At 36.7% G+C, this 23,103-nt stretch carries 28 protein-coding genes and 1 pseudogene; 6 read left to right on the top strand and 23 right to left on the bottom strand.

All coding sequences use genetic code 11. The features are described 5' to 3' along the window. Positions 1-14: 14 nt before the first annotated feature. Positions 15-464 (top strand): YaiI/YqxD family protein, encoded by a 450-nt coding sequence (locus tag ACGH6Q_RS03325; protein WP_065560286.1) that lies wholly within the window; start codon positions 15-17, stop codon positions 462-464. Positions 465-505: 41 nt separating this feature from the next. On the opposite strand, the gene recO is transcribed toward ACGH6Q_RS03325, so the two are convergent. Beyond that, positions 506-1,198: a DNA repair protein RecO gene (gene recO, locus ACGH6Q_RS03320; protein ID WP_034913129.1), complete on the bottom strand. Its 693-nt coding sequence runs from the start codon at positions 1,196-1,198 to the stop codon at positions 506-508. 155 nt (positions 1,199-1,353) lie between these two features. Here recO and ACGH6Q_RS03315 point away from each other — a divergent pair, with 155 nt between their 5' ends. Next, the gene (locus ACGH6Q_RS03315) at positions 1,354-2,985 is read left to right on the top strand and encodes a Na+/H+ antiporter (RefSeq protein WP_411591888.1); all 1,632 of its coding nucleotides are present in this window, start codon (positions 1,354-1,356) and stop codon (positions 2,983-2,985) included. Then, the gene (locus tag ACGH6Q_RS03310) at positions 2,986-3,492 is read left to right on the top strand and encodes an SCP2 domain-containing protein (protein WP_411591886.1); all 507 of its coding nucleotides are present in this window, start codon (positions 2,986-2,988) and stop codon (positions 3,490-3,492) included. Positions 3,493-4,057: 565 nt separating this feature from the next. On the opposite strand, the gene ACGH6Q_RS03305 is transcribed toward ACGH6Q_RS03310, so the two are convergent. Continuing rightward, entirely contained in the window at positions 4,058-4,477 is a 420-nt protein-coding gene (locus ACGH6Q_RS03305) for a hypothetical protein (RefSeq protein WP_297223815.1), read from the bottom strand. A 10-nt stretch (positions 4,478-4,487) separates the two neighbouring features. After that, a complete protein-coding gene (locus ACGH6Q_RS03300; RefSeq protein ID WP_411591883.1) occupies positions 4,488-4,940 on the bottom strand; it encodes a Panacea domain-containing protein in 453 nt (150 codons plus the stop codon). A gap of 207 nt (positions 4,941-5,147) precedes the next feature. Between ACGH6Q_RS03300 and ACGH6Q_RS03295 the strand changes: the two genes are divergently transcribed. Both ACGH6Q_RS03295 and ACGH6Q_RS03290 read left to right on the top strand, forming a co-directional pair. Then, positions 5,148-5,720 (top strand): serine O-acetyltransferase, encoded by a 573-nt coding sequence (locus ACGH6Q_RS03295; RefSeq protein WP_411591882.1) that lies wholly within the window; start codon positions 5,148-5,150, stop codon positions 5,718-5,720. A gap of 376 nt (positions 5,721-6,096) precedes the next feature. Beyond that, positions 6,097-6,307, top strand: a pseudogene (locus ACGH6Q_RS03290) (CatB-related O-acetyltransferase); the annotation flags it as partial. 114 nt (positions 6,308-6,421) lie between these two features. Here the strand turns inward: ACGH6Q_RS03290 and ACGH6Q_RS03285 are convergent. The 5 genes from ACGH6Q_RS03285 to ACGH6Q_RS03265 are packed head-to-tail and all read right to left on the bottom strand — an operon-like array spanning position 6,422 to position 9,820. Continuing rightward, on the bottom strand, positions 6,422-6,862 hold the full coding sequence (locus tag ACGH6Q_RS03285; RefSeq protein ID WP_411591880.1) for a tail fiber assembly protein: 441 nt from the start codon (positions 6,860-6,862) through the stop codon (positions 6,422-6,424). 2 nt (positions 6,863-6,864) lie between these two features. Then, complete coding sequence (locus ACGH6Q_RS03280; protein ID WP_411591878.1) at positions 6,865-7,800, bottom strand: phage tail protein; 936 nt, start codon at positions 7,798-7,800, stop codon at positions 6,865-6,867. Further along, entirely contained in the window at positions 7,793-8,356 is a 564-nt protein-coding gene (locus tag ACGH6Q_RS03275; protein ID WP_411591952.1) for a YmfQ family protein, read from the bottom strand. Before ACGH6Q_RS03275 ends, ACGH6Q_RS03280 begins: the two co-directional genes overlap by 8 nt. 17 nt (positions 8,357-8,373) lie before the next feature. Further along, entirely contained in the window at positions 8,374-9,441 is a 1,068-nt protein-coding gene (locus ACGH6Q_RS03270; RefSeq protein WP_411591876.1) for a baseplate J/gp47 family protein, read from the bottom strand. Next, complete coding sequence (locus tag ACGH6Q_RS03265; RefSeq protein ID WP_411591874.1) at positions 9,434-9,820, bottom strand: phage GP46 family protein; 387 nt, start codon at positions 9,818-9,820, stop codon at positions 9,434-9,436. The genes ACGH6Q_RS03270 and ACGH6Q_RS03265 overlap by 8 nt, the downstream gene beginning before the upstream one ends. A gap of 57 nt (positions 9,821-9,877) precedes the next feature. On the opposite strand from ACGH6Q_RS03265, the gene ACGH6Q_RS03260 reads away from it, so the two are divergent. Next, positions 9,878-10,372 carry a hypothetical protein gene (locus ACGH6Q_RS03260; protein WP_411591872.1) on the top strand — a complete coding sequence of 165 codons (495 nt, stop codon included), beginning with the start codon at positions 9,878-9,880 and terminating at the stop codon, positions 10,370-10,372. Here ACGH6Q_RS03260 and ACGH6Q_RS03255 read toward each other — a convergent pair. The 15 genes from ACGH6Q_RS03255 to ACGH6Q_RS03185 form a co-directional block, all read right to left on the bottom strand. After that, the gene (locus ACGH6Q_RS03255; protein ID WP_411591870.1) at positions 10,369-10,932 is read right to left on the bottom strand and encodes a phage baseplate assembly protein V; all 564 of its coding nucleotides are present in this window, start codon (positions 10,930-10,932) and stop codon (positions 10,369-10,371) included. The genes ACGH6Q_RS03260 and ACGH6Q_RS03255 overlap by 4 nt on opposite strands. After that, on the bottom strand, positions 10,932-12,005 hold the full coding sequence (locus ACGH6Q_RS03250; protein WP_411591868.1) for a phage baseplate assembly protein: 1,074 nt from the start codon (positions 12,003-12,005) through the stop codon (positions 10,932-10,934). Before ACGH6Q_RS03250 ends, ACGH6Q_RS03255 begins: the two co-directional genes overlap by 1 nt. Then, the gene (locus ACGH6Q_RS03245) at positions 12,002-13,387 is read right to left on the bottom strand and encodes a DNA circularization protein (protein WP_411591866.1); all 1,386 of its coding nucleotides are present in this window, start codon (positions 13,385-13,387) and stop codon (positions 12,002-12,004) included. The genes ACGH6Q_RS03250 and ACGH6Q_RS03245 overlap by 4 nt, the downstream gene beginning before the upstream one ends. Continuing rightward, the gene (locus ACGH6Q_RS03240; RefSeq protein WP_411591863.1) at positions 13,387-15,567 is read right to left on the bottom strand and encodes a phage tail tape measure protein; all 2,181 of its coding nucleotides are present in this window, start codon (positions 15,565-15,567) and stop codon (positions 13,387-13,389) included. The genes ACGH6Q_RS03245 and ACGH6Q_RS03240 overlap by 1 nt, the downstream gene beginning before the upstream one ends. A 149-nt stretch (positions 15,568-15,716) precedes the next feature. Then, positions 15,717-16,016 carry a phage tail assembly protein gene (locus ACGH6Q_RS03235; RefSeq protein ID WP_411591860.1) on the bottom strand — a complete coding sequence of 100 codons (300 nt, stop codon included), beginning with the start codon at positions 16,014-16,016 and terminating at the stop codon, positions 15,717-15,719. Further along, positions 16,016-16,378: a phage tail tube protein gene (locus ACGH6Q_RS03230; RefSeq protein ID WP_091123698.1), complete on the bottom strand. Its 363-nt coding sequence runs from the start codon at positions 16,376-16,378 to the stop codon at positions 16,016-16,018. The genes ACGH6Q_RS03235 and ACGH6Q_RS03230 overlap by 1 nt, the downstream gene beginning before the upstream one ends. Further along, a complete protein-coding gene (locus ACGH6Q_RS03225) occupies positions 16,378-17,877 on the bottom strand; it encodes a phage tail sheath subtilisin-like domain-containing protein (RefSeq protein ID WP_411591857.1) in 1,500 nt (499 codons plus the stop codon). Before ACGH6Q_RS03225 ends, ACGH6Q_RS03230 begins: the two co-directional genes overlap by 1 nt. Next, positions 17,867-18,052 (bottom strand): DUF2635 domain-containing protein, encoded by a 186-nt coding sequence (locus ACGH6Q_RS03220; protein WP_267380573.1) that lies wholly within the window; start codon positions 18,050-18,052, stop codon positions 17,867-17,869. Before ACGH6Q_RS03220 ends, ACGH6Q_RS03225 begins: the two co-directional genes overlap by 11 nt. Continuing rightward, complete coding sequence (locus tag ACGH6Q_RS03215) at positions 18,042-18,686, bottom strand: hypothetical protein (protein WP_411591855.1); 645 nt, start codon at positions 18,684-18,686, stop codon at positions 18,042-18,044. Before ACGH6Q_RS03215 ends, ACGH6Q_RS03220 begins: the two co-directional genes overlap by 11 nt. After that, the gene (locus ACGH6Q_RS03210) at positions 18,683-19,183 is read right to left on the bottom strand and encodes a hypothetical protein (protein WP_267380569.1); all 501 of its coding nucleotides are present in this window, start codon (positions 19,181-19,183) and stop codon (positions 18,683-18,685) included. Before ACGH6Q_RS03210 ends, ACGH6Q_RS03215 begins: the two co-directional genes overlap by 4 nt. After that, a complete protein-coding gene (locus ACGH6Q_RS03205; RefSeq protein WP_411591852.1) occupies positions 19,176-19,514 on the bottom strand; it encodes a head-tail adaptor protein in 339 nt (112 codons plus the stop codon). The genes ACGH6Q_RS03210 and ACGH6Q_RS03205 overlap by 8 nt, the downstream gene beginning before the upstream one ends. Continuing rightward, positions 19,511-19,843: a head-tail connector protein gene (locus ACGH6Q_RS03200; protein WP_065590930.1), complete on the bottom strand. Its 333-nt coding sequence runs from the start codon at positions 19,841-19,843 to the stop codon at positions 19,511-19,513. The genes ACGH6Q_RS03205 and ACGH6Q_RS03200 overlap by 4 nt, the downstream gene beginning before the upstream one ends. Positions 19,844-19,889: 46 nt before the next feature. After that, positions 19,890-21,113, bottom strand: a complete 1,224-nt coding sequence (locus ACGH6Q_RS03195) for a phage major capsid protein (RefSeq protein WP_411591849.1) — start codon at positions 21,111-21,113, stop codon at positions 19,890-19,892. 13 nt (positions 21,114-21,126) lie between these two features. Then, complete coding sequence (locus ACGH6Q_RS03190) at positions 21,127-21,780, bottom strand: HK97 family phage prohead protease (protein ID WP_160425548.1); 654 nt, start codon at positions 21,778-21,780, stop codon at positions 21,127-21,129. Further along, complete coding sequence (locus ACGH6Q_RS03185; protein WP_411591846.1) at positions 21,758-22,972, bottom strand: phage portal protein; 1,215 nt, start codon at positions 22,970-22,972, stop codon at positions 21,758-21,760. The genes ACGH6Q_RS03190 and ACGH6Q_RS03185 overlap by 23 nt, the downstream gene beginning before the upstream one ends. Between the last annotated feature and the right edge of the window lie 131 nt (positions 22,973-23,103).

Below are 23,103 nucleotides of genomic sequence, written 5' to 3'. Positions count from 1 at the left end.
TGAACACATATGCTATGAATATTTGGATTGATGCTGATGCCTGCCCTAACCCAATTAAAGAGATTTTATATCGAGTTGCAAATCGAAAAGCAATAAATACAACATTAATTGCAAATCAATGTTTAACTATCCCCTTGTCACCTTATATTAAAACTTTATTAGTTGAAAAAGGATTTGATGTAGCAGATAGAAAAATAATTGAGTCGGTTCAAAAAAATGATTTAGTTATTACCTCAGACATTCCACTTGCATCTGAAGTTTTAAATAAAAATGCATTAGTGCTCACGCCACGAGGTGAACAATATACACTAGATACAATTAAAGAACGATTAATTATGAGAGATTTTATGGAAACCATGCGAGCAAGTGGAATACAATCTAAAGGTTCAGCTCCATTTTCCAGCAAAGACCGAGAAAAATTTGCTAATCAGCTTGATATATTACTTAATTCAACATCGAAATGAATTTAATAACTCTTTTAAATCGAGCAGCCAAATTAGCAAAACTAAATTTTTAGAAATAGCTCTCTGCTTTTGAATGGTTTTGATCCTACATAAGGTTTCAACGCCATCCTAGTAAAGCGTTTAGCTGCTTTTAACGTATCGATATTATCAAATTGACGTTTTCCTAAAGCTAAAACCTGCTCGCCAGTAAAGCTGATGCTATTTTGTAATAAACTACTGATAAATCCTTTTTCCGATTGATATTGATAATGCATCGATTTAACAATGTCATCGCCAGTTACACAGCAGTGAAAAAAATCAACGTGATATCCTAAATTTTCTAATAACGATAATTCAAAAGCTCGCAACACATTTTCAGCAGGAACCTGTTGGGCTAATTGTTGCAGACTTTTTAGATAATCATCAAAAAGAGTTGGCATTTCTGCTTCTGCAACTAAAACTCGATGTAATAGTTCATTTAAATAAAATGCGCTATACAAAAAAACAGATACCAATGGCAATGCAAGCGACATAGCTTCAACCTGACGCAATGTTTTTATTTCACCTTGGCCTGAGTATTGCACAATAAGTGGAGTAAAAGGTTGCAACATACCTTTCAAGGCAGAGCTTTTTCGCTTAGCACCTTTAGCTAATACCTTTACTTTTCCAATATTTTCAACAAATAGATCGACTAATAAACTAGTTTCAGTATAAGAACGAGTATGTAGTATAAATGCTCTTTGCCAATTTTCCATTCAAAATACCTTTCAATTACACTACTGTTTTTTGGTTAATAATTGTATCTGAGCAAAATTTAGATAAATCTATGAAATTTTCAACTGAAATTTAGTTAAAGATCCGATATAATCAATGTAAACAATAGGATTATAGGATAAATAAAAGAGGAACTATGGATCTTTTTTCAATAATTTTACTACTAGTTTTAATTGTATCACTTTCTGGTGTTGTTATTAAAATGCTACCAATACAAATCCCATTGCCTCTAATGCAAATATTATTAGGTTGTATATTGGCTGCCTTTGGAGTTTATGTCAAATTTGACCCAGAGTTATTTCTTGTTTTATTCATTCCACCTTTACTCTTTGCCGATGGGCGCAAAACATCGGTAAAAGATTTTGTGCACAATGTTAGAGAAATTGTTGGGCTAGCGCTAGTTTTAGTTGTAATAACAATTGTAGCTGTTGGTTATTTACTTTATTGGATGTTACCAAAAGGAATCGATCTAGCTGCAACATTTGCATTAGCCGCAGTTTTATCGCCAACAGATGCCGTAGCATTAAGTGGAATTGTAGGTAAAGGTCGTATTGAAAAAGAAAAGATGGAAATCATCGAAGGTGAAGCATTGATGAATGATGCTTCAGGTTTGGTTTCTTTAAAATTTGCTATTGCTATTGCCGTTGGTGATGCAGTATTCAATATCTTTGATGTTAGTGTCCAGTTTTTTGTAGTTGCTATTGGTGGATTAGCTATTGGTGTTTTATTTACTTGGTTATATGCACGTATCATGCGTAAAATAAATAAGCTTACTCACAATGATCCCGCTATTCAAATAGTATTACTATTTTTACTACCTTTTGCCGCCTATATCATTGCTGAGGAATGTCATTGCTCTGGTATTTTAGCAGCAGTAAGCGCAGGTATGACAGTCAACCATTCTGGTATGATGCGAAACGCACCTTTAACTGCACGTTTGCAATCAGATAGTACATGGTCAATGTTAACCTTTGTGTTTAATGGATTTGTATTTGTTTTATTAGGTATTCAACTACCAAGCATTTTTAATAATACTTTTGTAGAAAACCAAATTGATACCTCAATTGAGGTATGGCAACTATGTTTAATTGTTTTATTCGTTTTTGCTGTATTGATGGGAACTAGATTTGCTTGGTTATGGTCAATGAAACATATGCCAACGATGCCTTTTGGAACTAAGAGACCTCTTGCATTTAGGGCATACTCAACCAGAGATCTTTTAATTTCAACATTTGCTGGCGTTAGAGGAGCTATCACTCTAGCTGGTGTTTTATCTATTCCAATGACAATTAATGGACGTTATCAACTGGTCTTTATTGCGACAGGTATCATATTAATATCATTGATTGCAGCGGTGATAATCTTACCTATCTTGTTACGAGGTAGTGTAATTTTAGATAATTCTGAACAAAAAAATGAAATTTTATCAGTTAAAGGTCAAATGGCAGAAGAAGCGATTATCAGTCTTGAAAAAATGCAAAATAATTTATTGCAAGAAACGTCTGAATCTGGCTTAGATCAGGAAATTATACATGAAATTGGTTCTCGTGTCATTGGTTCATTAAGACGCCGAACTGGACTTAAAGATTTAGAACAAAAAGCACTAGAGGCTGAAAACTTAGAAAGACGTATGCGTCTAGTTGCAATTGGTGCAGAACGTACAGCTTTACTACAAATGAAAGTTCGTAATGAAGTGAGCGAAGAAGTTTATGAACATTTAAATAACGATCTGGATATTTATGAAAAAATGATTTCTGGGGATGCATAAATGATTGGAGCAAAAAGCCAAATTCTAAACAAAATTCATTCACAGTTTGTCAATAAAGCGCCCCATATTTTGGGGCTTACCTTACGATACATTCCTTTTAATGTCAAAAAACAAACCATAGAGCAATTATTGAAATTACAATTTGAACATTCTCTAGAAGATGGTGAACTGGATTTTTTAGAAAATCGTTGGCTTAAAATTCAAGTTACTGATCTGGAACTTGTGTGGTTTGTTAGTTTAATCGTTAACAAATTAGTTGTTAGCCGAGAAGAAATTGCTGATGTAAGCTTTATAGGTAATGCTAATGATTTGATTATGATAGCAACTAGACGACAAGATCCCGATACGCTATTTTTTCAACGTCGTTTGATTGTTGAAGGTGATACTGAATTAGGGTTATATGTAAAAAACTTAATGGATTCTATAGAGTTGGAAGCTATGCCAAAATTTTTAAGGCTAACACTTGAAAAATTAGCCGACATTATCGAAAGTGCACCAACCAATTAAGAATAAATTATACTCATTTTAAATCATTCAAAATGTTTATTCTGTGTAATGATAGATTTCATTGAAAATTTTGAATTGATTAATTTCTATCTTGTAAATAATAGATTATTCTAACCCCCCATATAAAATGGGGAAAAGAAGCTGATTATTTTGAGTATATATAATGAAATTTATGAGTTTCTTTACAGAAAACATAAAATATATGGTTACAAAATGAAAAATAACCAAGTACAGCCAACTTTTTACTTCCACGATTATGAAACATCTAACGTATAACTTTGTTTATTATAGATTTTAACTTCAAACGCAATTAAATCTGTACTCAAATATGTACTCACTTTTATACTTCAATACAACATATATATGATTACACGATTTCGAAATAGAGCTATCGGGCGAATGCTACATTATCAACAGCGACAACGAGCACAATTATGTGTTCTATCAAACAGCAAAAACGCTATACGATATCGCCGATTTTGTGATGTTACATGACGCTGTTGAGTATTGTAAGTTGAAGATTGAGAATGGTGTTTGGTCTATTTGATGAGTTAACTATAATGATTTATTCATGCTTATAAACTTTAAAATCAAAATCAATCCAAATTATGTGAAATATACGATCTTCTCTAAATCCAATCATCGGCTTCATTCCATTAAACCTTAAAGATAAAAAATTAATGTCTTCCTGACCATGTAATTTTGTTGGAATTTTTTCGTTAATGGAGTCCCTAGCAATTTTTTCACACCCCAATTTATGTCTGGAAGATGAAAGTATTTGATTCCATGTTATTTTGCTCAATAATCTTATTCTCTTGACCAATGCAACTAAATCATCATTTTCACAACAATCTACACAATGACACTTGTCTATCATGTGCTCAAATGAAAATATGGGTGTGAATGTGTTTGTAGAAACCTTTTTATTTTCTCTTGGTTTTATTATTGAATTATCTTGTTTGTTTGGGTACTTTATTTTGGCCATGAACAAAAAGTTAATTTTCTATTTGCGTTAAAAAGTATTTTTTCATGCTATCTAAGGAAATTTCTGTAGAATCACCTCGACCATATGCACCAATCCATGTTGGTTCTTCATGCGTTAAATTTCGTAATTTCCATGCTGAGTATTGTCCGTACATATTAAATACATCTTGAATTAACTCTTTTTCATCTTCAGAAAACTTACTAAAATCAATGTCGAGGTTATCTGTATCTATTGCTCCAGAACCAAAACTCTTGTACTTATGGTATAGGTCGGGAATAACAGGTCCGTGCATCCATGCTTCTATTTTTTCATTAAATAAAGGTTTACCCAAGATAGCTAAAGAAAAGCCTTGAGTGTAATAAACTAGTTTTTGTAGCTTCAAATTTGAAATAAGGTCACCGGCATCGTTATCATTTAATGAAAGAATGTAGTTTGCTACATCAAAGCACGTTAAATTTGTCATAATATGCAACCTTTTTGTTAGAAAATTATCCACAACTCACGTTGTTAACTTTGAGCGATTATAATTTAAGTTATCTAAATAGGAAAGATTTATTCAACAAATTATTGGGATTGTATTAATACTAAATTCAAGTACTAAAAAGTCTAAGTTGAAGATTGATAGTGTGTTTGTTAATATCTCAATTATCTAATTAAATCGAATAGTCCTATGAAATACATACATATAATTAAATTTTTAATGACTTATGATTTGACGCATTTGAAAGAATGCTGGCAAGCAGAATTTACTAGACGTAAAAGGGTATCTATTTACCGTATTTTAATATCACATATCAGAATAAATTCAACACATAAAAAATACCTATTTTGGTGGCGTTTAGCTCATGAAATGTATATGCATGGAAATAAAAAACAAAAGGAAATCGCTTGGAATATTCAAAAAAAATTAGTATATAAATTTAAAATCGATATTCATCTTGGTGCAAAAATAGGTAAAAATCTACATTTCCCACATCCTTATTCAATAACAATTGGAGAAAATGTAACAATTGGTGAAAATTTATTTATTCATCAGAATGTTACCATAGGCTATGGTCATGGGCACATGCATATTATTATGGGCGATAATGTTTATATTGGCTCAAACTCCGTTATTTTGGGTGGTGAAATAAAAATAGGTAATAATGTAAAAATTGGTGCAATGTCATTTGTAAATAAAGATATTCCAGATAACTGCACTGTTTATACGCAAAAAACAAATACAATTATCCGAAATAATTGATAGTGTGTTTGTTATTAATATTTTGTTATAATTTTAATATTGTTAGTATAATTGATTTAATTGCATGGGATTTAGATATTGGTTTTATAAAAAAACAGGATTTAAACTGCGAAAAAATTTAGACTATAGTGTTCGAAAATCTCAATCAATCGCTGAGACAGCAACTGTTTGGGCGCAAGTTTCTATTAGTGATAATTGTAAGGTTGGCGCTCATTCGTATATTATCAGCGGTTTGATTAAAAATGCGCATATTGGTAAATATTGCTCAATTGCTGCAAATATCAACATAGGCGCAGATAGACATCCCACAAATTGGCTGTCAACACACCCATTTCAATATAATGAAACCGACAAATTCAATTCATTAGAAATCACAACAATCGGCAATGACGTTTGGATCGGTGCAAATGTTGTTATACAAACAGGAATAAAAATAGGTGACGGAGCTATTATTGGTTCATCAGCAGTTGTCACTAAAGATGTTCCTCCATATGCTATTGTAGCAGGCATTCCTGCAAAGATTATACGATATCGTTTTTCAGATGATATCATAGATAAATTATTGGAATTGAAATGGTGGGATTTGGAACATCATTTACTAAATAAAGAAATGATCGATTTCAGTGATATTGAAAAAGCAATTGAACAAGTTGAAATGATAAAAAATAAAGATAAAGTGGCGTAATTGCCACTTTTACTTTTTAAGGCTTGTCTGGAAATACTACATTAATATCATTTACATCTAATTCATATAAATCAATTGTGTAGTTTTCTAATTGTTCTAGCCGTTTTTTATCTACATCTGTTGCACGACGCAATCTAATTGCACGATTCAGAATATCAATTTCAGCATTAGCTTCATTTAATAAAGAATCTCTAAAAGCTTCATGTTGTTTGATTTTAAACTCTTTTTCAGCTTCTTTATCTAACATCCATTTCTTATTTTTCTTGTTCCATTTATGAAATGATGAAGGTGGCGCATCAGAGTACGTTAAATCATTAAATATAACGCAACCTTTGTTCATTGCGTTATATAGCTCATTATGCTGTTCTTCAGTGATTTCAATAGAATCAGTTGGTATTTCATGATTAATTTCATCTATATAAAATGATTGTGTTGTATGACTGTAAAAATGTTTCATATTTAAAATCCTATCGCTATGTAAAACATTGATGTATTTGAGTAGGGGGCGCCGTTTATTGGGGTTTTCCCCCAACATCTAAATTGTGAATTTGACACCGGCGCAGCAGCGGTTGGGTTAACGCCGTTACCAACATCGCTCGTGACTACTGAAAAACACGCATTCGGAAATGCAATAAAAAACGACTGTAATGTGCCATTTTTTCCATCCGCTCCGAGACTGTTCGCTATACCCCATTGTGTAATTAATCCGTTCGGCATCTTAGTGTATCCGTGCTGACCAAAAGATTGATTAAACATGTTTGTCACGTGCTCAGACAAACCCAAAATATGACTCGAATGAATAGTGCCAACCCCGAGTTCTCCTTTCGCATCAAACCCCCAAACCATTTGATTTTTATCTGTATTATACGCGGCGACAATACCATCATCGCGCACTAATAAATACGTTTTCTTATCATTTGAGTACACTCGTGATTCTGTAGTAGTTGGCACAAATTTATGTTCAATGTTTGATATTCTACCACCGAGGTTTTCAATATTTCTGTGTGCATTATTAGCATTACTGTTAGCTGAAATAGCATTTGCGTTTGCTATATTTGCTCTGTCGTACGCTGTAACAGCCTGATCATTCACTTTTTTCACAGCCAGCGGTGTTGCTGCTTCGGTTTCTGATGTGCTGTTAGTTGATGAGTTAAGCTTTACGCTACCTTTTTTGACAAATTCTTTAATGGCTGTAGCGAGTTGGTCATGCTTTGATTTATCCAGTTTAATGCCTGCTGACTCAATCGCGTTGGCGATTTCTTCTTGAATGGCATCGCAATATAGATAGTCTAGTTGTGTTGCTGGCGTGCCTGTTTGTGGATTACCGCGAGTAAAGCCATTTTTCCCTTGACCAAACTTATCTCTTTGGGCAGTAGATGTGTCAATTCTATGCATTGATTGCTCCGTATTTAAAAATTACATAAGTATGTGATGGGCATAATTTTTCAATTATGCATTCGATTTGTTTATCCCCCCACGTTCTCAAATGCGAATCGCACCCGTCGTTACAGGTCATTTCTGTTATTTGATAATTGTGAGGTATGTTTACAATCCAATAAAAACGCCACTCTTCATCATATAAATAGTCTTGGCATGTTGATTCACAGGTAAAAACATCATTGTTATAGTTTGTAATCGTGGCGTCTGAATAGCCGTTGGCTTTTAAAACTTGTAAAAAAAATTTTTTACTTATGCCACCGATCAAATTTATTTTAGAGTCTAAACGGTTGCGCCGAGTAGTTAGTGTCTGAACCTCGGATGGGTAACAACTATCTGGTAATCCGCAAATTTGCTCATATCTATCTATCAGCTCTGTCGTCGTTTTAGGATTAATCTCTTGCATTAAATCATCTAATCGAACGTGAGTTTTTGATAGTGTTAATGCTAGCGATAAAAGGATTGGCTCTGATTTATTCCATGCTGGGCCGTATGGTAATAGGTGCCCTACCATGCTTCGGTATTGTTTTTCTAAATCCACTCAATACCTCCGAAGACAGCTACCTGATTTTTTTCTACAAAAATATCTTTATCGGGGTAAACTAATTCATGAGCATACTCGCCGAATGAAGAGCTAATCACTTCGCTAATACGCGATCTAAATATTGTTGATTGTGGTTTCCCTTCCCGTAGCAAAAATTCTTTTAACTCGGCTTCTATTTGGTAACGAATTTCTGGGTTATCAGGTGTGACCATAATTTTAAAATTAATTGGCTTAGGTATCGGTGAAAAAACAATTAGCATAGAGCCGGCAACGGGGGCTAATGGCTCGATATGTTTTTTGATATTTTGAATTGTGGTATTGTCTAAAACGGGATTAACGGGATCACTATTTGCAACCATCACGCCAACGCTACCCGCCCCAGCCCAATGACGATAACACCAAGCTCGTGTAACACCATGAACCTCTTTGGCCCACTGTACATAATCTTGATCTGCGCCGCTTTGAGGTGTGTAATACCATCTATCGATAACTCGTTTCCTAAAAGATTCTAAATCCTCGACATCAGCACCTGACTCAATAGAATCAGCAAAACAAGTTGATGATAGACCAGTAACAGGGGTAATCAGTGACATACTGGTACCATCATCACAATTCCCTTTTTTGCCTACCTCATCACACACTACAGGCACTCTTAAAACATTATTTGCTGATGTTGTCGTTTTGGTAACTGTATACATGCACTGATCAACTTGACGCCTGACCTTTTGGTCTTTATTAATAACAATGCCATCAGCCACTTCATCAAATCGAATATAACCAACCGCAGGCGTAGGTTGTTTTCTATAGCAACGCTTCATATTTCCATGTCGAGTTAACCACTCTTCATCGGCCTGATCAGGTAAAATATTTTTAGCCATATTTTCAATGTAGCCCAATAACACATGGGTAGCCCCCGCTATAACTCGCCCATAGACTTCAGGATCGTTGCGTCGCAGTGAAATTAATTCATCATCAACAGCTAGTCGAGCATATAAATCATTGCGTATTGTTGTGATTAAATCGGGTAATGTTGGTCTTGAAAATCCACTAGACATTAATATCACTCCATAAATTGTCAAACCTAAATTCTTCATTGCTGCCATCTTTTTTGTAAATATTGATAGTAGCAACTAAAACAGTTAAATCGGTTCGCTTTACTGAAACATCTATTCGAGAAGCTATCCCGTCATCAATCATCCATTGCACAGCCTCTTTTATATAAATTTTTGCAAAGTTCGCTGTTTGATTGGTTAATTTTGAGCGAGCCAATAAATAAAGGCGTGACCCAATTTTGTCATTTGCTATACTAGGATAAGAATCGCCCCACCAACCGTAAGGGTGTTCTGAATCATCACTGGCGTTTTTTCTTCGCCATGTGAATAGCGAAATTATTAAAGATCGATACAGTGGTTTTGTATGTGATGACATTGACATCAATTTGTCATTAACGTTTATAAACATGTTACTAACTCACAGAATAAGGAATAAAGAATGAAAAGATTGTTTTTGTTAGTTTTAGTTTTATTAACAGCCTCAGCGAGCGCAGAACAAAAAGCTCTGTCATTAACCGCTAAACAGTTTGATAAAGGGGTAAAAAAATACTTCAACACAATTCCACAATGTGCAGAAATGAAAGTAGATGAGTTGCGTTTAATAAATGATGGTGCAAACGGTTATCAAGAATTTAATCTAGGTAACGTTACGTTTACTGTCATATTAAAAATTAACGAAAAAGATAAATTAACCAACATACAAATAACATCTACTGGCAATGCTAAAAATGAGCAAGCACGACAAGGTATGTTGTGTTCAACATATTCTGTAATGAGGATGTTACAGCCTAAACTGGCATCCAAAGACGATGCTTTAAAACAAGCGGGACATCTGTGGGTATTAGCAAAAGATGCGCCTTTTGAAATGACGTATTATTTTGACAGAATAAAGGCGCAATTTGTCCCCTTTGAATTAAACGTCTATACAAACTAACCCATTTTGTGATTTGGATTGCGTGTTACCGTGTTTGTTTCGTTATGTGTATGACCATTATAAACGGTTCTGATATCTGAAATAGTGCTAGTTTTATCCTCTATTTCCCCAGAAGATTTTAATGATGGTGTATTAAATTGTGTTCCTGATGATGCGTTAACTGTTAAGCTTTTTGTATTTAACTCTATTGCATCATCAGCATTCACAATAAATTTTTTTGTTTTTACATTGATTTCATTATTGCGATTAAAAATAATGTAATCGCCTTCATCTGTATAAACAGCAACTTCACCTTTTTTAAGCGACTTAATACGATAGCGACGATCGCCCGCTACCAGAACAACTCCATGCGACTTATCGCCGTCTAAGAATAGCGCCACTGCTTCTGCGCCATCCAATGGTCTTGATGTGAACCCGTATGGCTCGATATGCTCGACATCACTTTTTTGTTCACCTCCCGACATTTTGATTTGCAACGTCTGGCATTTGCTTGCGCTATTACTGAATGTGATATAGCAACGAGATACAAGGTTCATTATTTTATTTAAAACTTTACGCATTAAAATACCTCGCCATCGGCTTTCTTACCTTTTTTCTTCTTGGTTTTCTTCCTATCTGGCAAATATGCTTCAACGGGTCCTACTTTTAATTCACATAACGTTCCTCGACTGCTTAAGCTGTATTTAACTTCGGCAATAACCAGTTTTTCATTATCATAACCCAGTAGCGGATCATCAACGACAACCATTTGATTCGGTTTCCATAACGTTCCATCACCTTGCCGCCAACCTTGAACCGTGTATGTAACTTCTCTGGTTTTGCTTGCTCTCAGCACTTTTTCCATTTCACAGCGTTCTTGGCAAGTACCGTTATTCGAATCGCCAGACTGTTTAATGATTAGAGGGCGGTATCTTAAGATCCCTTCATCTTTAGATGTGGATCTAACTGATGCTAGTGTTGCTTCACCAAAGTTTTCATCATCACCGACGCCTTGCCCTGAGACAAAATAATCGGAATACCGTTCTTTGATACTCTTTTCAGTATCCGCAGACAAAATATTAGCCCCTAAAACCAAAGCTGTGTTTGCCTCATCTGAACCAATATCACCAATTATTACTTGCCCTTGCTCATCATCAAACACAACAATTTGTTGCATGCCCATTATTTTACTAATGACATCAAAAACGGTATCCCCCTGATCCGCTTGAATACTAACGGAACCTGCATCACTGCCTTGATTAATAACATTCAGTTTGAATGGTTTAACCAAATCTTGAATAACTTGAATAGTTGAACTACCGCTATATTGTTTGGGTACCGCACTACAATCAACACAATCAGCCGTTTTACTCCTACCGACAATGCCCATTGATAGCGACCCTGCATCGTACCGAATCGGCAACGCTTCAACGTAACCGGTTAAAACCACATCATCATCGATATACACTTCAACTAAATCACCATTTTTAACATCAATTTTTGTTTCTGTATTGTCAGTTGATGAAGGCCATTGACGGGTGATAGTGACATTAAAATCACGGGCTAGCCGTTCAATACCTGCCGAAATACTTACATCAGTCCAGCCACCAAAATACTGACGGTTAACTTTCAAAAAAACTTTATTTTGATTCATGGTTTCGGTACTCGCAGCTCTTTAACAGGAATAAAACCAGGATGAAGAATGTTGTTGCGAATCGATATATCCTCACAACGCATAGCATTGTTATAAAGATAGTGAGCTAAAACCAAATCAGGCAACACTTCATTAGGAATATAGACAATTGTTTTTTCTATTTTGATTAAGCGTGCATTGATATCTTGGTTAACCGCAGCCTTTAATTTTACTAGCGCAATGTATAAACCATCATGCTCGGTTCGTGACAATTCTTTATCAAAGGATTCATTAATGGATTCTTTGATATCCAGTAAATCATCAAATGAAATTGTGTTACTTTTTTCAACTGTTGATGATGTTGATACGGGAGTGTTTGTTATGTTAGCCGTTGAATGATGAGTTGGTAACGTATGATCTTGGTCAAAAGAATGCTCTTTTTTACCTTTTGTTGATTCTAATGCCACAGGAGCAAAAGCTTGCTTCCTTTTATCTTCAACCTGTTTCGGTAGTGATGCGATTATTCGTGATGCTTCTGTTAGTGCGGTTACTCGAATAGCAGTATTAATTAAGTTTTGATTTTTCTTTCTTTTTTTAGTTGATTTGCTATCGGTTGACCAAATAGCACCGGGTAAAATGCTTTTTATAAATGATATACCGTTAAATACTTTTGCTCTTGCTATCAACCCATTTATAGAATTGGAAAATTTTGTTGCACTCTTCCAAACATTTTTGATTGAATTAATAATGGATGAACCACCCGCACCAAGGATTGGCGACAAGTCACCATTTAGGATTTTAACCGCATCATTAACATACGGAGTTATCGCATTATAAGCATCAGCGATGTCATTTAAAATTGACATGGTGTCATCAAGAATGCTGTGCTGTACAAAATCAGGCGCATCAATTAAGTCAAAATCTTCAAACGCATCTAATAGTGCCTGATCTACATTATCTGCATTTTCATCAACTACATCATCAGTCGCTACCGACGAATCAGGGAATATTAACTCACCAGCTTCGACAAATGAAAATGAAATAACACTCATTCGACCGTTTTCAACGGAGTTGCTGACTGTTGCTGTACCCACAATATTGACATTAAGTTCGCCAAGAATAGGATGTATTAATGTTCCTGCTCCCTCTTCTTCAATTGCCTCTACAAGTTTTTCAGCTTGTTCTTTGTGATCATCACCAACCACAAAGGCGTCAATTTTATTTTTACGTGCTGAACGTCCCAGATCTTCGGTATAGGGTACATCTCTAAACGGGTATTCATGCGTCTGATTCCGCCGTCCAAACTCTGATGATGTACCGCTAACTTGAAAAGGAACACCTCGGAAACTGGCCGGCAATAAATTATTTAACCAGTTTAAGTTCATAAAGCTCATAAAACTCATTAATTTCTCCCAAAGTTAGCGTAGGGATTCCAGCCAACGTCAGTTTTAGTATTAAAACCTGATGCCTGTTTTGTCTCTTTTACTACTGTGCCATTCGGTGCATTCTCAAACTTAACAACAAGCTCGCCTTTACTGTTGCGATTTACATTATTATTTGAAAAGTTGTTTAGTGGCATTTGTGGTGCTTGATAATACGGATATGTAACCATTGGTTTCGCCATTTCTTTCGGTAAATTTGCCGTATCAATCTTAACTTTTACTTCCTTTTCATCATCACCAAAAATATAGTCCCACGCATCTAGTAGCGGTTGGATGCCTGACTTAACGTTATCCCACAAGTTTTTAAAGAAATTCTGAACACTTTCCCACACTTTTGGAATAGCTTCCCCCGCATTTTTAAATGGTTCGACAAATACATTAATTATCGGCATTACATAAGGCTTGATAAACTCCCAGATACCATTAAAGAATTTACCTACAACTTCCCATGATTTTACAATCCCTTCACCGCCTGCTTTAAAACCTGCTATAAAGAAGTTAATGATAGGCATGACAAAGGGTTTGATAAATTCCCATAATCCACTAAAGAACTTACTAACAGCACCCCAAGCATTAACAATAAAAGAAGCTCCAACTTTGAACCCTTCAATAAAGAAATTGATAATCGGCATTACATAAGGCTTAATCACCCCCCACAACCACTTAAAAAATTTAACTATATCATCCCAGTATGTGATAATTAACACTGCGGCGATAGCAATGCCAGTCATAATAAATCCTATTGGGTTCGCCGCCATTACCGCATTTAAAGCCATTGATGCTGCACGTACCTTTTTAAATACATTTGATAATTTTATTTGAGCTGCCGAATGAAACTTTGTTGCCAATTCATTAGCTTTGAGCACGCCGTTGTAAATACTGATCCCTGTTGATAGCGCGCCAACAATGATATTCACCCCCGCACACGCAACACGAAGACCAATTAACCCCGCAACCGCCATTGCAACCATCTTCACTAGTTCAGGGTTTTCTTGGATGAAATGACCGAATGAAACAACTAGCGGCTGCATTTGATTTAATAACTCAGTAAATTCAGGTAACAGCGCATCACCAATTGATAAACTAATATTGGTTAGCGCATTGTTAAAAAGCTGTAGTTTATTTGCCGTCGTGTTTGAACGGGATTCATACTCCTTCTGCATTGATCCAGCATACTGCGATTGATCACCGACACGTTTAAAGTTTTCCTTTAATAACTCCATATTGTTGAGTAATGGCGATATTGCGGCAACACTTTCTTTTCCAAATAAAACCGTTAATGCAGCAGTACGCCTGTCCTCCGACACGTTACCTAGCGATTCAAGTACCGACATGATCGTCCCTTCGGCGTCTTTCTGCATCCCTTTCGCTATTTGAGTTGATGTGAAACCTAACTGTTGCAAAGCTTTTTGTTGTTTCGCTGTCGCTGCTTTTCCTGATGTTAGCGTCAGCATAAAGTTTTTAATACCTGTAGCCGCTTGATCGGTATTGGTACCCGTTGCAATAATTGTTGAACTTAATGCCGCTAATTTATCTGCACTAACCCCTGAGGTTGCTGCAAGTGTACCGATCCGTGATACAACGCTTGATATATCTTTTGCTTTTGCATTTTGTGTGTTACTCAATAAATTGATCTTGTCGGATAGCCCAACAACTTCACTTTGAGTGAGTTTTAAAGCTGTGCGCCAAGTAGCCATTGTACTACCTGCTTCTTCGGCTGATGTGTCAAAAGCAATACCCATTTTTACGGCATCTTCGGCAAACTGCTTTAAATCCTCTTTGGGTATACCTGCTTGCCCGCCTGCGGCAACAATAGCTCCAATATCTTTCGCAGCCATCGGTAATGATAATGACATTTCACGAATATCTTGGCCCATTTGTTTAAATTGTTCAGGCGTATCAAAGTCAACGACTTTCCTAATGTCAGCCATCACTTCTTCATACGCCATCGCATCTTTCACCCCTTTAACAAACGGCGCAGAAATAGCCAAACCTGTTACAGCATCTTTTAAACCAAGTTTGCCAAAGCCTGATTTGTTCATTTTTTTTTGGAACTTTTCAAGTTTGCCTTTCATGGTATTTAATTGAGGTGACAGTTTATCAACACATGTCACCACTGCTTTTAAGTTAAAGCCTGCCATTTATGATTCCTTGCTATTTTCTATGCGATTTGCTTGTTCACATAATTCAAAAACTTCGGATAGTGAACGTTCTTCTATGATATAAAAAGGGGAAAGTTGCCAGTACTTGGCGAGGTCAAAACAAAGGTTTACAAGATATTCGATTGTAATTATTCCGCTGTCGGTTGTTCCTCCGCTGTATTCTCCTCCTTCTCCTTTGGGCCGAAGAACATCATAATTTCACCCGTAATCATTAAAAAATCATAGGGTGTAAGTTGCTCAACGGAGCTTGGCGTAACGTTACCTAGCGCAACAATGTAATCAGCCACTTTTTTAGGGTCACCAATCATATTGCCATCAAATGGAAAGCCTAATTTTTTGATATCTTTGACTGTAGGCTCTTTTAATTCGAGTACATGTAACTCATTGCCGTGTGCCATAATCGGCTGTGATAATTTAATTTCTTTCATTATTGATAAAATCCTTCTTCACCGTGAAATTCGATTTCTGCTGTACCTTCTTCGGCATTGTGATTAACTTCACCTTCAACCCAAGCATTAGATAAAACGTAAACCTTACCGTTGGCAAGTTCTGCTGTAACTGTCATTGAATCGCTAGACATTAACTTGTCGATTGGAAAATCACTCGGTACTTTAAAAGTCCCTTTAATGTAGGGTGCACGGAATGTTTCTTTATAGTGAACGCTATTATCTAACCCCAAAATACTTTCTTTAACGTTAGTATTCATTGGGACTTCAATACCGCCCGTTAACGATAACTGGATAGAATCAACTTTAATGTAAGTTGTTCCTGCAATACGTCGTTGTGTCATTAGTTTTTCTCCTCTGGATATTGCAATCTAAACTGTGCTAACACAGCAAAAACGCGTAGTTGATTAACGAGATCGGGTGGGAATAACACATCCAATCGATTTGGGTCGTTAACATTTCGTTCAACAATTAAGTTCTTCTTGAATACATCAAAATTTTCAACTAAGCCTAATAATTCTAGTTGACGATAAGTGGCGTTGATTTCCGCCTTAGCTACTGCGGGTGTAATAATTGCCTGCCCTGCACCAAATCTGGTTCCGTCGTTAGCCAGTTTATGACGTGGGTATTTCGATGTGATCACGCTACGTAATTTACGTAATACATATGCAAGTGTATGAAGTGTTTCACTATCAAGATAGCTATTATCCGCAATGCCGTAACTGTTACGTTGATATGTAGTGATATCTCGCTGAATTAATAAATTACCGCTAGAAACATATGCTGTCGCAATGCCATGGCTTAATAATGATTGTTGCTCTGTTAGTGTAAACTGATTGCTATCAGATGCTGGCAATGCACCATTTAATAATCCAGTTTGCGTTGGTCGAGCCGGATCATTACGAATAAATACAGCATTACGAGCAGTTCGCATCGCAATTAATTCATCAATACCCGTTTGAATGGTTTTCTCATAACCTGCAACGGTAATATGTTGGTAATTTAATTTATCGCCAAACTCTACAAGTTCGGATAAATCACCTTTTTTAGCGGTATAAGCATGTCCATACAATTGGCGCGCATAGCTCCATCTACCCGTAGTATCATCCATTTCATGATTAAATGTTGCCAAAGATGATAAGTCATTAAATGGGAATGCGATAAAATCAAGGAGTTTGTCACCCATAGCCGCAATAACGGGCGTTAAATCTGGAGTACCTGTTCCGCCATGCATTTGCACGATTGTAATATTTAATCCGTCAGGTGTTTCTTCTCCGCCAATTGTGCCATAGTAGTTAAAGCACAAAGGAATGTCATTGCCACTCAACCCTTTGTTTTTAGCTGTTAGCGTTATTGTACTATTCGTCACGGTTGCGGTAACAGGTAAATCAAGATGAGTATTAATCGCATTATGTAAGCCGTTTGCTATGGTTTCAGCAGTATCAGAAACAGTTACTCGTGATTGAATTTTACTGTTGCCGATATAGAGACTTAATGTGCCTGTTTCTTCCGCTGTCCCCGATATTTGAATGGTACCAGTTGAATTTGACCCCGCAATTGGCTCATCTACCGCAATAACAAAAAGCTCACCAAAAGTATCAGTGTTGCGATAAGCTTCAACCATTCTAGATAATTGGCTGCCTCGTCCTGCTAGTTTTTTAGCGTGATCTGCTGTTGGCATAATAATAAGTTTATTACGCTCAATTGGACTTTCAGCCAATGGATAAGCAATAATTAATGAAGCACCGCTATCTTGGATTGTATTGGCCGCAGAGGAATCCACTTCCGCATAGAATAGCGGCACTTTTATATTGCTAGGAATGTTGTTAAAACTAATTGTCATTTTTAGCTACCTTTTTTTCTTGTTTTACTTTGATGTTTGTAACTTCTTCAACATCATTATTTGTTAGTCGTCTAGCCCAGTATTGGTTAAACTCAACATTACGACCGTCTGCTGGTAAATAATCCCCGCTATTGGGGTCATATACCTGCTTGCCACTCACTGGTTTAATTATCATTATTGCCCTCATAGATATTATTGTGTTCAAAATTAACGGTTACCTTTGAATCCTGTTCATTAACAGCCCCTGCTAAAGTATCAAAGTCGCCGATGTTTAACGGGTTGTACTGCGGAGGTTCGGTAATATCTGGTTTGTTTATATCGGGTTGCCAGTCAGGATCAGGAATTGGGTTATCAATAGCGTTTAAATCAAAATATTGTCGAGTATCATCAAACCCAACTTCCCGCACTGCGCTAAAATTAAATTGATAAAAAATTCTCCCTCGATCTAAATCAAGTAAATCACCACCATCATATTGAATAGGATAATGCGCAGGTGAAGGTTCATAGCCAAGCAATGCTCGCCAAAGTTCGGTTTTTATGTTTTCGACAATGTCGTATGCTTCGTGTTGTCCTCGCTCATCAAGTGGCTTTAATGCAACAATAACTCCAAACCCCTCAGTCACATTTTGCCAATAATCCGTTTGTGACTGGTTATCTTCTGCTCTATCATCAAGCGGAACCACATAAGCGGCAGGTAATTTTAAAAATGCTGTATCTTTAATAGCTGAAAATTCAGCAGCTCCCCCAACACGACCTTCAAAGCTAGGGCTAAAATGACGCAATGTGTGGACGATATGTGATAATTTCATTGTTTAACCTGCTTCATTGAGTTGACTAGCTCTTTAGCTAACGTGTATTTACTCCATGATGATTCTTTATTTAACGCATCAATCATAAAGTTTTTACGTGGTGCAATGCGCCAAGGCGTTCCACCTGATGCTCCTTTTTTATGGCTTTTCCCTCGTTTTGCATTACGCCTAACGCCATAAAATAAAAATGCTGGATAATACGGACCCATTAGCTTTTCCATATTGTTTCCGCCTTTAACATTCGGCATCACAATAACCATGAGTCCTGGTCGCCGTGATGTAGGACGAGGCACTTTATAACCGATAGAACGACTCAACTTACCACTTCGATATCCCGGATATTCACCACTTTTGGAAACCTGTTTTTTACTGACTAATGCGCGTGATGTTGCTTGAATTTTTCTACCGATTTTGACGAAGGTTTTACGCAATTTTTTTCGGTCAAGTTCAGCCACTTCGGTTAATTTAAAATCAACATGAACGTTGTAATCATTCATTTAGTGCAAACTCCTCACATTCAAGTAAAAGATATTTTTTTAACTGATCTAACCAACGACATCGTTTAATTCGATAAACTGAACAGTTCCAAACAATTTCATAATCAACAGATATTGGCATCCCGTCGTTGGCAATTATTTCGAAATAATGAGTGATTACATTCTCGGTCTGAATTGAATTAAAATAGGTTGCAGAGTTCGGTTGTGTGACTTTAGCCCATTTGTAAAAACCTTTTGAGTATTCAGGATCTACATCACTAAAACCAACAGGAATATCAAACCTTCGGCGAATCAATATTTTTTGATTTCGTTTGCCTGCCGCTCTAATCATATTGGTATATACCTGTAAGAGTTTAATAAGGCATTGAAGCCAAGAGGAATAGAATATAACTGTTCGTTAGCAACATCTTCACGTTGTTGATACCAATACCCCACAGCCAACAAAATTGCAATTTTTACATCTGGTTCAACTAACATGGCTGATGGGCATGCGTCAGCCGGTATTTCATCCTCATAAAATATACGGTTGGTGTAATTCTGTGCTCTACTAATTGCGGCCTTTAAATATATATTTAATAAATTGTCTTCATCATCATTATCAATTCGACATTGGTTTTTGATTTCATCTAGCGTTGGAAATTTATAAGTTATGGTAGACATAAAAACCTCTAAGCCCTTTATTTAATAAAGGGCCTTGTCATTTCAGTTAAGATTTTGCTGAACGTGATTGAACCGCTGGCATAGTTAACACTTTAATAGCATTGCTATCATTCAACATAGAGCCAACACGTTTGGTTGTATAGAATCCAACAAATGGCTTCTTAGTGTATGGGTCTCGTAACATACGAATACCAATGCGATCAAAGATATAAAAGCCACGTTTGAAGTTACCAAATGCGATTGGTGCTTTGCCTGAGCTGTCGCCGATATTAGGCATTTGCTCATTTTCAGCGACAGCAAAACCCGATAATAATGATGGTTGGCCAACTTGTAAGCCTGGTTGCCAGATGTAATTACCATTAGAATCTTTTAGTAAACGAACCGCTAACAATGATTGATTGTTCATCATAAATTTAGCACCTGAACGATAGACCTTACGCAGTGTGTAAGTTAACTTCACAATATCATCAGTTGTTAGATTCGCCGCACCTGCTACAACGTTTTGTAATTTACCCCAATCGCGATCTTTATCTGCTTGCGCTGTAGTTTCGTAAGCTAAAAAGCCTTTCGGTTTTTTATTTCCGTCACCGAGTGTAAATGCCTCTTCTTCTTTTTCTGCAAACTCTTGAGAAAGCTCATTCACAATAAAAGATTCAACATTAAAAAAGGCATCATCAAGCATGGTTTGCGTGGCGTATGGATTACCGTAGATTTCACCCCAGACAGGAGAAATAACACCGAGTTTTGGTGTTCCTGTTTCTGTTCGCTCATCGGTTTCACCGACCCAACCACTAGCAATGCCACCTTTACTGGTTAGCTTTTTCCAATCAGGTGTGCCAACCGTCATTACCGTACATTCTTGACGCATCACAACTTCATCACGCAATGCGGCTAAAATATCAGTATTTAGTTCTTCTGGTACTGCAAAGCCACCGTCAGCATCCGTACCCGTTTGCATTGCTTTTCGTTCCAGTTCGGCTAATCCTTGTTCGTCACCTTTGCGGATGAACATGGCAAACGCTTCTTTATGTGCTGAGGCTTGTTTGTTACCGCCTGCAGGGCGTTTGACCTCTTTTAGTTCGTTTTCTAGCATATTTTTTACATTATCTAATTCTGATAATTTGCCATTTAAGGTTTCAACCTTTTCAGCTAATGCACTTTTTTCTTGTGAGATAGCGTCTAATCGCTTGTCATTTGTTGCTTTAAATTGCTCAAATTGATTTTTAATTTCTTGCGCGACCAGTTCAACATCTTTTTGATCTACTGCCATAATATATAAACTCCTAGTTAAAAATAGATTTTAAAATATTTAATGCGTTTTCTTCGCTATTACTAACGTCTCGCTGTTTTAGTGAAGAGTATCCCTCAGACATAAACGCCTTTGCCTGAGTTCTGGAGAGTCCAACGTCACGCAGTACTCTTTCTATTTCTTTCGGCGGCGGTATATCCCCACTTTCGAAAATACTTTTTACGTTATCAATCCTTGCTTCATCGTTGGCAGGGAACGTGACAACGGAAACCTCCCAAAGGTCAATATCCTTTAAAATGAATGCAGATTTTTCCTTGTCATAATCATAATCGTTTAATATATAGCCAATTGACAATCCCGATAATGATTTTGCTTTCATATGAGCATGTGCTCGTTTTGCGAGTGGATCATCATCAATTAATAACTGCCCCTCAAGGTATAATCCGTTATCGTCCTCAACCATTTTTGTGTAATAGCCGATAGGTTCGTCCATTTTGTGTTGCCAAAGGAGTGCAGGTAAACGCCCTTTTTCTTTCCACTTATTAAGCGAATTCGTAAAAGCACCTTTAATCACAATATCGGAATAACTATCTTTTACGCCGAACACCGAGCCGTAGCCCGTAAACGCACCTGTATCACTGATTGACTTAATTTCAAAGGGTATATCAAGTCTCTTTTTGTTTAGCATTTTTGTTATTATCCTGTGGTTTAGTAGTCATATTCATTGGGGTTAGATAGATGTCACCACCCTCTCTTGGGTTACGCTCTTCCAAATCTCGGCACTCATTCGGTGACAAAATGCCCCAGTTAATACCTGTGGCGTACGATTCATAACGTGATTTCATATCGCCACGCAATAAAGCTCCTACATTGAATTTGGCATAAAACTGTCCTCGCTTTTCTTTATTAACCAGACCAACATTTATGCGCTGTTCAATACGTGTTAGATACGGTACTAATGAGTAGTTAACAAATCCCATACCTAGATTTTCAATATTATTAAATGTAGCCCTGTCTGTGTTTTGCACCATGTGCATCGGCACTCGGAATATTCTGCATATTTCCTCTAATTGAAATTTCCTTGTTTCTAGAAATTGGGCATCTTCGGCGGACATACTGATGTTGCTCCACTTTAAACCCATTTCTAGAATCATTGGCTTATGTGCATTTGATAAACCTTGATGGCGCTCTTGAAAATTGTCTTTTAATCGTTTGTACGCTTCATCAGTTAACACTTGGTCAGTTTGTAATACACCACTTGATACCGCACCATTACTGAACAGTCTGGAGCCGTGTTCTTCCGTTGCTAAACCTAGCCCTATAGCGTGCCGTGCATAACTAATAGGGCTTAGTCCAACTAAAGAATCCATTGAGAATGTGCGTACATGCCAAATTTCCTCTTGGGATAAAACATCACAAGAGCCGTCGGGGAATGTGACTTGATAAACAGGTTCCCATTTCTCATTAAGCTTGGGCTGTACGCTACCAGGTAAAAGCGGGAGTAGCTCAACGACCTCACCGAATACTTTAACTTTGTAAGCGTAAAAGTTACCTCGCAAACAAAGACAACCGATTAGATACTCCCAAAACTCCTGCGGTGTCATATAGTTATTTGGTGCAACGTACAAAAGCGAGTACAGTTTTTCTTTAGGTGCTTTCTTGCGCCCTTTATCGGTCGCTTGATATAAAAAACAAGGTAACATTCCAACTGATTCTGTTAATACCCTCACGCAACCGAACACCGCTGTTAGCTGCATAGCTAGGGCTGGGCTAACTCTGCGACCCGCGTAAGTATCTAGTGAAAGACCGATGTAATTGGGTACCTCTTGAGAGGTGGTAACGCCTTGCGATTTACGTTTAAATAAATTAAAAATATTCATTATAAGGACCGTATTCCTACGTTTAGGATGTGATCTGATAAATTGTTTTCCAACTCATCTTCTTTATTTGTTACACCAAAAGCCATAGCTAACGCTTGCATTCCGTCTATCCGCCCTGTTGCTTTGTGCTT

Origin of the sequence: Gilliamella sp. BG2 (assembly GCF_046635645.1) — a bacterium.
Classification (GTDB): Bacteria; Pseudomonadota; Gammaproteobacteria; order Enterobacterales; family Orbaceae; genus Gilliamella; species Gilliamella bombi.
This window is presented reverse-complemented; position numbering and strand designations above follow the sequence as displayed.